Consider the following 12,749-nt stretch of genomic DNA (forward strand, 5'->3'; position numbering starts at 1 on the left):
GGGGCGGCTTCGTATCAGTAGTGGTAGCGGGCCTTGAGGATCTTGACTTCCTTGTCGTCCACCCGGTAGACGAGCCGGTGCTCGTCGTCGATCCGGCGTGACCAGTAGCCGGACAGATCGCCCTTCAGCGGCTCGGGCTTGCCGACGCCGGCGAAGGGGCTGCGCTGGATCTCGCCGAACAGTCGGGTGATCCTCCGGGCCATCTTGCGGTCCGAGCTCAGCCAGAACAGGAAGTCCTCCCACCCGGCCGGGTCGAAGTGGACGCTTCTCACACATCACCCGCCATGGTTTCCAGCTCCTCCATGGTCCTGGCGATCGTGGTCTCGCCCGCCCTGTCCCGGGCGACGGCTTCCATGAGGCGGTGGGCGTTGGCGGGAGATCGCAGCAGGTAGATGGTCTCCTGCCAGGAGTCGTAGTCCTCGGCGGCCATCAGTACCGCGTCGCCGCTCTTGGAACTGATGCGCACAGGGGTGTGGTCGTCATTGACGCGCTTGATGAGAGGGAAGAGGTCCTTGCGGGCCTCGCTGGCGCTTATGGTCATGGCGGCACCCTTTCCGTGTGTACCCAAAGGCTGTACCAGGCTGGTACGGCATTGTGGTACTACATGAAGGTCTATGGTGCGGTCGCGCGTCCGCCCTGGCCGGGGTGCCCCACGGCTGCGAGCCCCGTCTCGCGGGCCGGCTCCCGGCGGCTGTCGGACCACGCCGCCCACAGGGTCGCGTACCGCCCGCCCGCGGCCACCAGTTCCTCGTGGGTGCCGGTCTCGACGACGCGGCCCTGGTCGAGGACGACCACGCGGTCGGCGGTGGCGGCCTGCGGCAGGCGGTGGGCCACCACGATGCCCGTGCGCCCCTCGAGGGCGCGCGCCGCGGCGTCCTCGAGGACGCGTGCGCCCGCGCTGCCCGCGTCGGCCGTGGCCTCGTCGAGGATCGCGATGGGCGGGTCGGCCAGCACCAGGCGGGTCAGGGCGAGATGCTGGGCCTGAGCCACCGTCAACCGGTGGCCGCCCTCTCCGACGACCGTGGCCAGGCCGTCCGGCAGTGCCAGCGCCCACTCCAGGGCCCCGACCCGGGTCAGGGCCTCGTGCAGTTCCTCGTCGGTGGCGTCGGGCCGGGCCAGCCGCAGGTCCTCGGAGAGCGGCCCGGCGAACACATGCACTTCCTGACTGATGAGGGCCACCGCCCGGCGCACGCCGGCCGGTCCCAGCTCCCTGACGTCGACACCGCCGATCGTGATCGATCCGCCGGCCGGTTCGTGGACCCCGGCGACGAGTTTGGCCAGTGTGGTCTTGCCGGCGCCGCTCGCGCCCACCAGCGCCACCCGTTCCCCGCTGTGCACCTCCAGCTCGACCTCGTGCAGCACCGGGGCTCCGGTGCCGTACGCGTGGGTGAGCGCGGACACCTTGACCGAACCGTCCACGGGCGCGTGGCCGCCCTGCGGCGCGCGTTCGGCCGGGAGCTCGGACACACCGACCAGACGGGCGAAGCTCGCGCCCGCCGACTGCGCGTCGTCCAGCAGGAACAGCGCGGCGTTGATCGGGTTGAAGAGGCTGTGGAAGTACAGGGCGGCCGCCGTGGCGGTACCGATGCTCACCGAGCCCCTGTCGACCAGGACGAAGCCGGTGCCGAGCATCGCGGCGAGACCGATGAACTCGCCGAGGTTCAGCCGGGAGAAGAACCCGGTGACGATGTGCAGTCCCCGCAGGGCGATGTCGCGCGCGGCCTCGGACCGCCGGTCCATGAGCTCCGTGTGCGTCCCGTTCAGCCGGAAGGCGCGGACGGTCCGCACCCCGCCGATGCTGTCGAGCAGCTGGTGCTGCAACGCGCCGGTGGCGATGCGGTGTTCGCGGTACACGGGGGCGGCGCGGCGCAGGTACCAGCGCACGGAGAACACCTGTACCGGCATGGCGAGCAGCGCGGCCAGCAGGAACCGCCAGTCGAGCACCGAGAGCCCGACGAGGGTGAGCACGATGGTGAGTGCGGAACGGCTGAACTCGGGCAGCGCCTGCCGCACCGACTTCGCGATCATGGTCACGTCGCTCGTGACCCGGGAGACCAGGTCACCCGAGCCGGCCGCCTCGACGCGTTCGAGCGGAAGTCGCAGCGCGCGTTCGATGAACTGTTCACGCAGGGCGGCCAGTACGCTCTCGCCGAGCCGGGCGACGAGGGCGCTGCCGACGGCGGTGGCGGCGCCGCGGGCGATCGCGACGACGATGAGCAGGACGAGCGGCAGCGTCAGGGCACCGGAGCCCCGCTGCTCCACCACAAGGTCGACGATGTGTCCGAGCAGGGGCGCGGTCAGCAGTCCGATGCCGGTTCCGGTGACCAGGACGGTGAGCGCGACCACGGCCAGGACCCGGTGGCCGCGCAGCATGGCGCGCAGCGCCGCCAGCGACCGGGCGCCGGTGGCGGTGGGCAGCAGCGCGCGGTCCGGGCTGGTTGCGCTCATGGTCTTTCCCGTCTCTGTCGTCATGCCAGCACCGCCGCGCGGTAGGTCTCGTCGGCGGCGAGGAGTTCGGTGTGGTGGCCGTCGGCCTGTACGGCGCCGTCGTCGAGGACCACCACCCGGTCGGTCACCGCGAGGAGCGCGGGACTGCTGGTGACCAGGATCGTGGTGCGTCCCCGGCGGACATCGCGCAGACGGGCCGCGATCCGGGATTCGGTGACGGTGTCCACGGCGGTGGTCGGGTCGTGCAGCACCAGCACGGGCCGGTCGGCGGCGAGCGCCCGGGCGAGTGCCACCCGCTGGCGCTGGCCGCCGGAGAGGGAGCGGCCGCGTTCGGCGAGCAGCGTGTCCCCGCCGTCGGGCAGCAGTCGGGACACCTCGTCGGCCGCGGAGGCACTGAGCGCCTGGTCGACCGCCGCCTGGTCGGCCTTCGTCGTGTCGCCGTCGGCTCCGGCCCGTACGTTGTCGAGCAGGGTGCTCTCGAACAGTTCCGCGTCGTGGTGGGCGACCAGGACCGCCCGGCGCAGCGCGTCGGGGTCGAGCCGGGTCAGGGGCGTGCCGTCGAGCTCGATCACTCCTTCCGCCGGGTCCCTCTCCCGTGCCAGGCACAGCAACAGGTCGTCGGCCGCGGCCGGATCGCGGGTGACGACGCCGGTCAGGCTGCCGGCGGGAAGGTCGAGGTCCACTCCTCGCAGCGCGCCGAGGGACACCCCGCGCAGGGTGAGGTGTCCGGCGGCCCGGTCGCCCGGTGCGGTTTCCCCGCCCTCGACGGTGACGGGCGCGGCCAGCACCTCCGCGATCCGCCGCGCCGACGCGCGCCCCTGGGCGAGCTCGGCGTTGACGTAGGTGAGCAGCTGGAACGGTCCGAGGAGGAACTGCGCGAGGCCCACGGCCGCGACGAGTTCACCGACGCTGATGCTGCCGCCCATGGCGAGGTAGGCGCCCACCAGGCCGATGACCGCGATGAACACGCCGGTCAGCGCGAGGACGGCGCCCTCGTGTCCGGCCCGGCTGCCGGCCGCCCGCAGAGCGGCGGCCAGCGAGTCCTGGCTGGTGGTGCGGTAGCGGGACACGGCCGCCGACTCCGCGCCCATGCCCTTGAGGACGCGCAGTCCCGCGACCAGGTCGGCGGCGACACCGGAGGCGTGGGCGGCCCGCTCCTGCTCGGTCTCGCTGCGCTGTTCCAGAGGCCGGCTGATGCGGTGTCCGAGCCACAGCAGCGGCGGGATGCCGAGCAGGACGAGGAGTCCGAGCGGGACGGAGATCCGCAGGAGCGCGACGGCGCTGATGACGAGGGCGGCGACCGCCGACACCCCGTACGAGATGACGGTCGTGACCGAGCCCACGCGCCGGGCGTCGTTGGTGGCGATGCTGGTCAGGGCACCCGGCAGCCGATCCGCGTCCGCGCCGCCGCGGGGGTCGAGCACACGCGTCGCCAGTTCCAGCCGGAGCCGGTGCGCGGCGTGCTCGCCCGTTCCCTCGGTGATCCGGGCGCTGACGCGGTAGCAGGTGGAAAGGACGAGGAACAGCGCCGCGAGTACGAGGAGCCGGCGGAACAGGGCCTCGGAGGAACCGGTCGCCACCGCCGTGTCGATGGTCACGCCGATGACCACCGGTACCAGGGCCTCGCAGCCCTGGTGGGTCATACCGAGCAGGGACGCCATGACGACACGGCGGCGTTGGCCTCTGATCGCCTCGCGGAGGACAAGTCCCCCCGTAGGTCCTCCCGTTGGCATGTGGCTCCTCCACGGAGATGATCGAGTGGTTAGGTAAGCCTACTCTAATTAAATGGCTGCTCGGCAGGGGTGGGGGCGTGCTCGCGGATGGTGCGCCCCCGGGTGGGGCCGGCGCGTTGACCGGCCCATATTGTTCGGTTAGCCTCACCTAAGTATCGATCCGTCAGTCCGACACCGGGTTTCGCCGTACGTCCGAACCGCCTCCAGGGGGAGTTGTCGTTGTCCGTCGAAGCCCGGGTGGGGTCGGGAGAACAGGCCGGGAAGCAGATCGGTGCTCCGGCCGTGCCCCGAGTGGGCCGCACCGGGGGCGCGCTCCGGGGGCTCGGGCTGCTCGTCGGCCTCATGGCCCTGGTACTGGTCGGACTCCTCAGCGTGTGGGTGGGTACCAGGGGCATCCCCTTCAGCTCCACCTGGCACGTCCTGTGGAACCCGAACGGGTCGCAGACCTCGGTCATCATCCATGAGTACCGCATCCCCCGGACCCTCCTCGGTCTTCTCGTCGGCGCGGCCCTCGGCCTGTCCGGCGCCCTGATGCAGGCACTGACCCGCAACCCGCTCGCCGACCCCGGCATGCTCGGCGTCAACCTGGGCGCCTCCGCCGGTGTGGTGGTGGCCATCGCGTTCTTCGGCGTCGCGGCCCCCCTCGGCTACGTCTGGTTCGCCCTCGTCGGTACCGTCGTCGCGTCCGTCGGGGTCTATGTGCTGGGCGCGTCCGGGCGGAAAATCGCCACGCCCGAGCGGCTCGTCGTCGCGGGCGCCGCGGTGACAGCGGTGCTGTACGCGTTCAACTGGGCGATCCTGCTGCTCGATCCGGAGGCCTTCGACCAGTTCCGCTTCTGGACGGTGGGCTCCCTCGCGGGCCGTTACCACGACATCGTCCTGATGGCCCTGCCGTTCATCGTCGTGGGCCTGCTCATCGCCCTCGTCCTCGCCCCGTCGCTCAACGCCCTGGCGATGGGCGACCAGATGGGACGGGCCCTCGGGGTCAACGTCGGCCGGACCCGCGTCCTGGGCGCCGTCGCCGTGATGCTGCTGTGCGGCGCGGCCACCGCCGCCGCGGGACCGATCAGCTTCGTGGGACTCGCCGTGCCGCACGTCGCCCGGTTCGTCGTCGGCCCCGACCAGCGCTGGGTGTTCGCCTACTCGATGCTGATCGCCCCGGTGCTCCTCATCGGCTCGGACGTCCTCGGCCGGGTGCTCGGCGCACCGGGCGAGGTGCAGGTCGGCATCGTCACCGCCTTCATCGGCGCCCCCCTGTTCATCGCGCTGTGCCGCCGCCGAAAGCTGGTCATGCTGTGACTTCCGTACAGCGGGAGAACGCCCCCTCGCCCGGACCCGACCACACCTCGAAGACACCGCGCGTCGTCAGCGGCCGGGTCATCCGTACCCCTGCGGGCGGCATCTCCCTGCTCGTACGGGGCCGGGCCGTCGCCGTCACGGCGGCCCTGTTCGCCGTGCTCATCGCCGTCATGGGGGTCACCCTGACCACCGGCGACTTCGAACTGACCGTCGGAGAGGTCCTCCAGGCACTCGGCGGCAGCGGGTCGGGCGCGGCCGACTTCGTCGTCAACACCCTGCGCATGCCACGGCTCGTGACCGCGATGTGCGTCGGCGCGGCCCTCGCCGTGAGCGGGGCCATCCTGCAGAGCCTCACCGGCAACCCCCTGGGAAGCCCCGACATCATCGGCTTCACCAACGGCTCGGCCGTGGGCGCGCTCGTCGTCATCATCGTGCTGCACGGCAGCATGGCCGAGATCGCCGTCGGGGCACTGATCGGCGGCCTCGCCACCGCTCTCGCCGTCCATCTCCTCATGCTCGGCAGGGGACTTCAGGGCTTCCGGCTGGTCGTCATCGGCATCGGCGTGAGCGCTCTGCTGCTCGCCGTCAACTCCTACCTGATCACCCGGGCGACCTTCCAGGAGGCCCTGGAGGCGCAGGCCTGGCTGATCGGCAGCCTCGGGAACCGGCTCTGGATGCACGCGAACGCCATCGGCCTCGCCGTCGCCGTCCTGCTGCCGCTCGCCTTCTTCCTCTCCCGCCGCCTGTCCATGGTCGAGATGGGCGACACCACCGCCGTGGCACTGGGCGTCAACGTGTCACGCACCCGTACGGCCCTGCTCGTCATCAGCGTCGCCCTCGCGGCGTTCGCCACCGCCGTGACCGGACCCATCTGGTTCGTCGCCCTGGCCGCGCCCCAGGTCGCCCGCAAGCTCACCCGGTCGTCCGGCCCCGCGCTGCTGTCGTCCGCCCTCATGGGTGCGGTCATGCTCGCCGTGAGCGACCTCGCCGTGCAGCGTGCCTTCGCGCCCGCGCTCCTGCCCGTCGGCACGGCGACCGGCTGCGTCGGCGGGCTCTACCTCATCTGGCTGTTGGTCACCGAGTCGCGAAAGAGCCGCGCATGACTGCGAAGAACCCTCCGACGTCCCGCCTGCGCGCAGAGGGACTGACCCTCTCCTACGACCAGCGGATCGTGGCGACCGACCTCGGTGTCGAGATCCCCGACCGCTCGTTCACCGTCATCATCGGCCCCAACGCCTGCGGCAAGTCCACCCTGCTCACGGCACTGGCGCGGATGCTCAAACCGCGCGCCGGGCAGGTGTATCTCGACGGCGCCGCCATCGCCTCCTACCGCTCCCGTGAGGTCGCCCGCCGGCTCGGTCTGCTCCCGCAGTCCTCGGCCGCGCCCGGCGGCATCACGGTCGGAGACCTGGTGGCCCGCGGCCGTTACCCGCACCAGGGCCTGCTCAGGCAGTGGTCCGCCGACGACGAGGCCGCCGTCGTGGAGGCGATGCGGCAGACCGGCGTCCTCGAACTCGCCGAACGGCCCGTCGACGACCTCTCCGGCGGCCAGCGCCAGCGGGTGTGGCTGTCCATGGTGCTGGCGCAGCAGACGTCGATCCTGCTGCTCGACGAGCCGACCACATTCCTGGACATCGCGCACCAGGTCGAGGTGCTGGACCTGTGCGCCGAACTGCACGCCTCCCGAGGCCACACGGTCGTGGCGGTCCTGCACGACCTCAACCAGGCCTGCCGCTACGCCACACACCTCATCGTGATGCGGCCCGGGGGTACGATCGCGGCCGAGGGCGACCCGGCGACCGTCATGACGGCGGAACTGGTCGAGGACGTGTTCGGGCTGTCCTGCCGGATCATCGACGATCCCGAGACGGGGACGCCGCTGATGGTGCCGGCCGCGCCCAAGCGGTACGCCCCGGCGGTCAGCGTCACTCCGTCCGCCACGGAGCCCGCCGAGGACGCGGCAGCCGTCACCCCGGCCGGCGCGGAGCACGTGACGGCCGAGACCTCCTGACGACAGCGACCAGGTAGCGACCAGGAACGGACTGCCCATGCTCTGCACGAGGCTGACGAACGCCCACATCCTCACCATGGACCCGGCGCACCCCGTCGCCCACGACCTCGGGATCTGGCGCGGACGGATCGTGGGCCTGGACGCGGCGGTGACCGGGCTGCCCGCACGCGAGGTCGTCGACCTCCAGGGCGCCACCGTGCTGCCCGGGTTCATCGACAGCCATGTCCACCTCGCATGGGCCGGGCTCAAGGCGAACACCCCGAGCGTCGCACCGTGCGAGCGCGTCGAGGACGTCCTCGCGGTCGTGGCGGAGGCCGCCTCCCGCAAGAGCGTGCCGGGTGCCTGGGTCGACGTCGCCGGTTACGACCAACGGGCCCTGGGGCGCCATCTGACCGCGGCCGAACTGGACCGGGTCAGCCAGGGCCGCAAGGTGTTCTTGATGCACGACTCCGGCCATGCCTGCGTCGTCAACAGCGCCGTCCTGGACCTGCTGCCGGCCGACGTCCCGCACCAGGACGGATTCCTCGCGGAGAGCGCGATGACGGCGGCCCGCCGGCTGCACCTGCCGTACTCGCAGGACGAAGTCGCCGACGCCGTCGAGCACGCCGCCCGCACCTGCCTCGCCGAGGGGATCACGGCGTGCGCGGAGGCCGGGATCGGTGGCGGCCTCCTGGGACACACCCCGGTCGAACTCGGCGCCTACCAACTGCTGCGGGACCAGGGCCGACTGCCCCTGCGTGTCCAGCTCATGGCCTCGGGCGACACGCTGCGGCCGATCGGGGCGCACACGGACGACGGCATCCCGCGCGCCCTCGACCTCGGTCTGCGCACCGGGTTCGGCGACGACTGGCTGTCCCTGGGCGCGCTCAAGATCTACACCGACGGCGGCATGATGGCGCGTACCGCCGCGCTCACCTCCCCGTACGAGGGCATGTCCCACACCGGGCAGTTCCAGGACGACCCGGAGCGGCTCACGGACCTCATCGTGGACGGCCACCTCGCCGGGTGGCAGCTCGCCGTCCACGCCATCGGCGACCGCGCCGCCGACCTCGCCCTGGACGCCCTCGAACGGGCGCAGGAACTGCGGCCCCGCCCGGACGCCAGGCACCGTGTCGAGCACGCCGGGCTGATACGTCCGGACCAGCTCCCGCGCTTCGCCCGGCTCGGCGTCAGTGCCGTGATCCAGCCCAACTTCCTGCGGTACTTCGGCGACGACTACGCGGACGTCATGGGGGAGCTGCGGGCGCCGTGGATGTACCGGGGCCGGGGATTCCTCGACCATGGTGTCACGCTCGTCGGCAGCTCCGACCGGCCCGTCACGGACGGCTCGCCGCTGCGGGCGGTCCAGTTCATGGTCGAGCGTGCCTCGACCTCCGGGCAGCTGATCGGGCCCGACGAGGCCGTCACCGTGGAAGAGGCCCTGCACGCCTACACCGTCGCCGGTGCGTACGCCTGCCGCCTGGACGACAGCGTCGGCAGCCTCGCTCCCGGAAAGCGTGCCGACCTCGTGGTGCTGGGCGACGACCCGCGGCGCGTCGACGTCCCGCGGATCGGTGACATCGAGGTCGTGGAGACGTTCGTGGACGGCCGCGCGACGCAGGACGGGAAGCTGTGAGCCCGGAACTCTCCCCCTCCGGTGCGCGAGCGCGAGGGGAAGGCGTCGCTCTGCGGTGCGCCGCCCTCCCGCGGCCGGTTGACACCGCCGTGAGCGTGCGGACACCGCAGGCTGCCGCGCGGCTGGGTGCGGATCCGATGCCCGCGCCGTGGGAGCCGGCCTCCCGGCCCAGGCTGTGGGCGGTGCGGGTGAGCGCGTACGCGGAGCGGGCCGCGGCCTGGGAGTCGGTGCTGGACGCCGACGAACTGGCCCGCTGCCGGACCTTCGTACGAAGCGGCGACCGAGACCGGTACCGCGTCGCGCATGTGGCGCTGCGGCGACTGCTCGGCGCGTACCTGGACCAGGATCCCGCGGCCGTGCACCTGATACGTGAGCCGTGTCCCGGGTGCGGTGAGACGCACGGCCGTCCCGCCGTGGCGGGCGCCCCGATCCACTTCTCCCTCGCGCACGCCGGTGACGCGGTCCTTCTGGGTTTCGCGGACACCCCGGTGGGTGTCGACATCGAGCCCGAGCCCGCTCCCGACGCGGCGGCCGAGGTGGCGCGGATGCTTCACCCGACCGAGGAGGCGGAGATCGCGGCCCTGCCGGCGTCGGAGCGTCCGGCGGCCGTCGGACGCTGCTGGGCGCGGAAGGAGGCGTACCTCAAGGGTGTCGGCATCGGCCTCGGCGAGGACCCGTCGGTCACCCGCGTGGGGGCCGGGCCCGAACCCGCCGCCGTCCCCGGATGGTCCCTCACCGATGTTCCCGTCTTCCCCGGCCACATGGCGGCCTGCGCCGTGCGGACGCGGCAGTGACTTGGTCATTCACTTAGGTAAGGCTAACCTTAGCTTTGTTGGTTCGCCGGGTCACGCGACGCCCGAGTCGTCCTCCGCGACGGTCGAACCGAGGAAGGAAAGCCTTGACCACGGCCCTGCCGCGCCCTGCCTCCCCGCTGCCATGCGCAGCCCGGTCACTCTGCCCGCCCCGGCGGTCGGCACCGTTCACCGTGCGGGCGGCCCGGCCCGGGGACGCCGCCGCTCTCGCCGCCCTCTCCGAGCCGTTCGTCCGCTCGGGCGCGCTGCGCGACCGGCCTGTTCACGTCTACACCTCCCGCTGGGCCGACTTCCTCGTGGCCCAGTCGCCCGACGGCGCGCTCGACGGCTGCCTCGCACTCGGTGTGCACCCCGCGACGTCGCCCGGCGGTCCCACGGCCGGCGTCCTCTACAACTTCTGCGTCGCCCTGGACAGGCAGGGCACCGGCACCGGGTCGCGGCTCCTCGACGCCGCGCTGGCCAGGGCGCGGGCGCAGTCGATCGGCGCGCTCTTCACCGCGACGACCGGCAGCGGCCGGCTGTTCCTCCGCCACGGCTTCGCGCCGGTCTCCGCCACCACGGCTCCCAGGGCCTGGGCGCGGTCCCTGGACCCGTCACGCAACGCCCGCGTCCTCGCCCGCGTTCCGTGACCAGGGCGCGCGCGGCCTGCCGGCAGAAGGAAGGGCGGGTCCCGGAGCCTCGACGGCTTGGGGACCCGCCCTTCCGCGTCCGTTCGCGCGCCGGTCAGCGGCCGTTCGAGACGTGGCCGAGGCTGGACAGCTGGGCCGTGACGGCACCCAGCACGGCGAGACGGGCGTGCCCGAGGGCGCTGACCGCGATCCCGCCGGTGAAGTCCGTGCAGGCGCGCCCTGATTCGTCCCGGACCGTGCGGGGGAGTGCCGTACGTGTCCGTCACCACCGCTCCTCAGCGGTCGGTGAGCGACGTGGATCCGTAGATCGTCATACGCCGGCCACCCGGTCTTCCGGTGCGTCGTCCCGTGCGTGGTCGGGGAGGACCGTGGTGCCGGGGCTCCGGTCGGTGAGGACGCCGCGGAGCACCGCGTGGGGCACCCGCCCGTCGAGGACATGGGCGCGGCCGACTCCTGACCGTACGGCCCGCAGACAGCCCTCCATCTTGGGCAGCATCCCGCTCGCGAGACCCGGCAGCAGGGCGCCCAGCTCACTGGCCGTCAGACGCGAAACGACCTCTGTGCTGTGCGGCCAGTCCGCGTACAGCCCCTCGACGTCGGTCAGCACCACCAGCCGGTCGGCGCCGAGGGCGACCGCCAGCGCCGACGCCGCGAGGTCGGCGTTGACGTTGTAGACCTCTCCGTCCGTGCCGCGTGCGACAGGCGAGACCACGGGGATCCGGCCCTGGTCCAGCAGCCCCCGTACCGTCCCCGGGTCCACGGCGACGATGTCGCCGACCAGACCGATGTCCACGGGCCGTCCGTCCGCCCAGGCCGGGCGCCGTACGGCGGTCATGGTGTGCGCGTCCTCGCCCGACATCCCCACGGCGAAGGGGCCGTGGGCGTTGATGGCGCCGACCAGTTCGCGCTGGACCTGTCCCGTCAGCACCATGCGGACCACGTCCATGGTCTCCGGCGTGGTGACGCGCATGCCCGCCTCGAAGCGGACCTCCAGGGCGAGGCGGTCGAGCATCGCGCTGATCTGGGGGCCGCCGCCGTGTACGACGACCGGGTGCAGACCGGCGTGCCACAGTTCCACGACGTCCTGCGCGAACGTCCGCAGCAGCGCGTCGTCCACCATGGCGTTGCCGCCGAACTTGACGACGACCGTACGGCCCTGGAGCTCCTCCAGCCATGGCAGGTCCCCGGCGGTCAGGTCCCCGGCGGTCAGGTCCCCGGCGGGCAGGCCTCCGGCGGTCAGGTCGGCGGCGGCCACGGGAGGCTCCTCGACGGGATTCCCCGTCCTCGTTCCCCCTCCGCTCATGAGCTGTAGGCGCTCGCGGTGAGGAGGTGTCGCACGCTCTCGCCCGCTTCGGTGGCGTTCCGTGCCGCCGCCGGGAACAGCAGCCGGAGGTCGCAGTGGCCCCTCCGGTACTCGCAGCGAAGGGTGATGCCGTGCTGGTCCAGGGCGACCGGGAGGACCCGGATCACGCCCCGGGGCAGTCGGCGGCCCGCGAGCCCGACCAGGTCCGTGACCAAGTCCCCATGGGCGTCCGCGAGATGGGTCAGCATGGCCGCCTCCTCGACGGCGAGCGGGTCGGGTTCGGCCAGGGCGACGTCGTCGAGGTCGAGGTCCTCCGTGCCTGCCGCCGTCGTCAGCGTCACGCGCCCGGTGTCGAGCCGCAGGGAGTCGCCCTCGGCGGTCGGGGTCAGCCGGCCGGAGACCGTCACGCGGGCGCGTACGCGATCGCGGACGGCGGTCGGCGCGATGTCCGTGAACTCCAGCAGGGCGGCGAGGCTTGCGTGCGGCGCGCAGGCCATCTGTGCCGCGAGCGGACTGTCGGTGTCCGGGTGGAGCGTGATCTCGCCCCGCCGGCCGACCGAGTGCAGCCCGATCAGGTCGTAGCCCTGTCCGTCGGTCGTGAGGGACATCGAGACGGCGCGGGCCAGTGCGGAGCGGACGCGCTCCGCCGGGGTCGGCTCGCGCAGGGTGCGGTCGGCATCGGTGCTCAACGGGACTCCAGTCACTGGCTTCGAATTGAGGTAAGGCTAACCTTACTTTCTTGGGGTGGCGTGTCCAGGTGGCCGCGATCCATGTGGCCCACGTCACGGGCAGGGAAGGGCCACCGGTCGGTCGCCGTCCGGTGGGTCAGGAGGAAGTGACGCCCGCTCAGCGGAGCGGCTGTGCGGTCACGATGCCCAGCGGTCGCAGTCGTCGGAGGT

General features: G+C 72.5%; 12 protein-coding genes. 6 read left to right on the forward strand and 6 right to left on the reverse strand.

Going from position 1 to position 12,749, the window contains the following annotated elements; all coding sequences use genetic code 11:
• Positions 1–14: 14 nt before the first annotated feature.
• The 4 genes from ACFYV1_RS00835 to ACFYV1_RS00850 form a co-directional block, all read right to left on the reverse strand.
• Complete coding sequence (locus tag ACFYV1_RS00835; RefSeq protein ID WP_389393175.1) at positions 15–272, reverse strand: Txe/YoeB family addiction module toxin; 258 nt, start codon at positions 270–272, stop codon at positions 15–17.
• Complete coding sequence (locus ACFYV1_RS00840) at positions 269–541, reverse strand: type II toxin-antitoxin system Phd/YefM family antitoxin (protein WP_389393176.1); 273 nt, start codon at positions 539–541, stop codon at positions 269–271. Before ACFYV1_RS00840 ends, ACFYV1_RS00835 begins: the two co-directional genes overlap by 4 nt.
• A 71-nt stretch (positions 542–612) precedes the next feature.
• Entirely contained in the window at positions 613–2,472 is a 1,860-nt protein-coding gene (locus ACFYV1_RS00845; protein WP_389393177.1) for an ABC transporter ATP-binding protein, read from the reverse strand.
• A complete protein-coding gene (locus ACFYV1_RS00850) occupies positions 2,469–4,181 on the reverse strand; it encodes an ABC transporter ATP-binding protein (RefSeq protein WP_389393178.1) in 1,713 nt (570 codons plus the stop codon). The genes ACFYV1_RS00845 and ACFYV1_RS00850 overlap by 4 nt, the downstream gene beginning before the upstream one ends.
• A 219-nt stretch (positions 4,182–4,400) precedes the next feature.
• Here ACFYV1_RS00850 and ACFYV1_RS00855 point away from each other — a divergent pair, with 219 nt between their 5' ends.
• The 6 genes from ACFYV1_RS00855 to ACFYV1_RS00880 all read left to right on the forward strand — a co-directional run bounded on the left by ACFYV1_RS00855 (position 4,401) and on the right by ACFYV1_RS00880 (position 10,547).
• On the forward strand, positions 4,401–5,480 hold the full coding sequence (locus ACFYV1_RS00855; RefSeq protein ID WP_389393179.1) for a FecCD family ABC transporter permease: 1,080 nt from the start codon (positions 4,401–4,403) through the stop codon (positions 5,478–5,480).
• Positions 5,477–6,583, forward strand: coding sequence for a FecCD family ABC transporter permease (locus ACFYV1_RS00860; RefSeq protein ID WP_389393180.1), 1,107 nt, complete (start codon positions 5,477–5,479; stop codon positions 6,581–6,583). Before ACFYV1_RS00855 ends, ACFYV1_RS00860 begins: the two co-directional genes overlap by 4 nt.
• Positions 6,580–7,491, forward strand: a complete 912-nt coding sequence (locus ACFYV1_RS00865) for an ABC transporter ATP-binding protein (protein WP_389393181.1) — start codon at positions 6,580–6,582, stop codon at positions 7,489–7,491. Before ACFYV1_RS00860 ends, ACFYV1_RS00865 begins: the two co-directional genes overlap by 4 nt.
• A 37-nt stretch (positions 7,492–7,528) precedes the next feature.
• The gene (locus ACFYV1_RS00870) at positions 7,529–9,106 is read left to right on the forward strand and encodes an amidohydrolase (RefSeq protein ID WP_389393182.1); all 1,578 of its coding nucleotides are present in this window, start codon (positions 7,529–7,531) and stop codon (positions 9,104–9,106) included.
• An 89-nt stretch (positions 9,107–9,195) separates the two neighbouring features.
• A complete protein-coding gene (locus ACFYV1_RS00875) occupies positions 9,196–9,900 on the forward strand; it encodes a 4'-phosphopantetheinyl transferase family protein (RefSeq protein WP_389393183.1) in 705 nt (234 codons plus the stop codon).
• 191 nt (positions 9,901–10,091) lie between these two features.
• A complete protein-coding gene (locus ACFYV1_RS00880; protein ID WP_389393184.1) occupies positions 10,092–10,547 on the forward strand; it encodes a GNAT family N-acetyltransferase in 456 nt (151 codons plus the stop codon).
• Positions 10,548–10,857: 310 nt separating this feature from the next.
• On the opposite strand, the gene argB is transcribed toward ACFYV1_RS00880, so the two are convergent.
• Both argB and ACFYV1_RS00890 read right to left on the reverse strand, forming a co-directional pair.
• The gene (argB, locus tag ACFYV1_RS00885; protein WP_389394536.1) at positions 10,858–11,667 is read right to left on the reverse strand and encodes an acetylglutamate kinase; all 810 of its coding nucleotides are present in this window, start codon (positions 11,665–11,667) and stop codon (positions 10,858–10,860) included.
• A gap of 179 nt (positions 11,668–11,846) precedes the next feature.
• Positions 11,847–12,539: a DUF2470 domain-containing protein gene (locus ACFYV1_RS00890; RefSeq protein WP_389393185.1), complete on the reverse strand. Its 693-nt coding sequence runs from the start codon at positions 12,537–12,539 to the stop codon at positions 11,847–11,849.
• Positions 12,540–12,749: the final 210 nt, after the last annotated feature.

Origin of the sequence: Streptomyces sp. NPDC003023, assembly GCF_042888225.1 — a bacterium.
In the GTDB taxonomy this organism is placed as follows: domain Bacteria; phylum Actinomycetota; class Actinomycetes; order Streptomycetales; family Streptomycetaceae; genus Streptomyces.

What these genes read in the sequence shown, in the direction of transcription:
- ACFYV1_RS00840 (WP_389393176.1), bottom strand. Translation starts at nt 541, where the DNA reads ATGACCATAAGCGCCAGCGAGGCCCGCAAGGACCTCTTCCCTCTCATC.
- ACFYV1_RS00845 (WP_389393177.1), bottom strand. Translation starts at nt 2,472, where the DNA reads ATGACGACAGAGACGGGAAAGACCATGAGCGCAACCAGCCCGGACCGC.
- ACFYV1_RS00850 (WP_389393178.1), bottom strand. Translation starts at nt 4,181, where the DNA reads ATGCCAACGGGAGGACCTACGGGGGGACTTGTCCTCCGCGAGGCGATC.
- ACFYV1_RS00865 (WP_389393181.1), top strand. Translation starts at nt 6,580, where the DNA reads ATGACTGCGAAGAACCCTCCGACGTCCCGCCTGCGCGCAGAGGGACTG.
- ACFYV1_RS00870 (WP_389393182.1), top strand. Translation starts at nt 7,529, where the DNA reads ATGCTCTGCACGAGGCTGACGAACGCCCACATCCTCACCATGGACCCG.
- argB (WP_389394536.1), bottom strand. Translation starts at nt 11,667, where the DNA reads ATGGTGGACGACGCGCTGCTGCGGACGTTCGCGCAGGACGTCGTGGAA.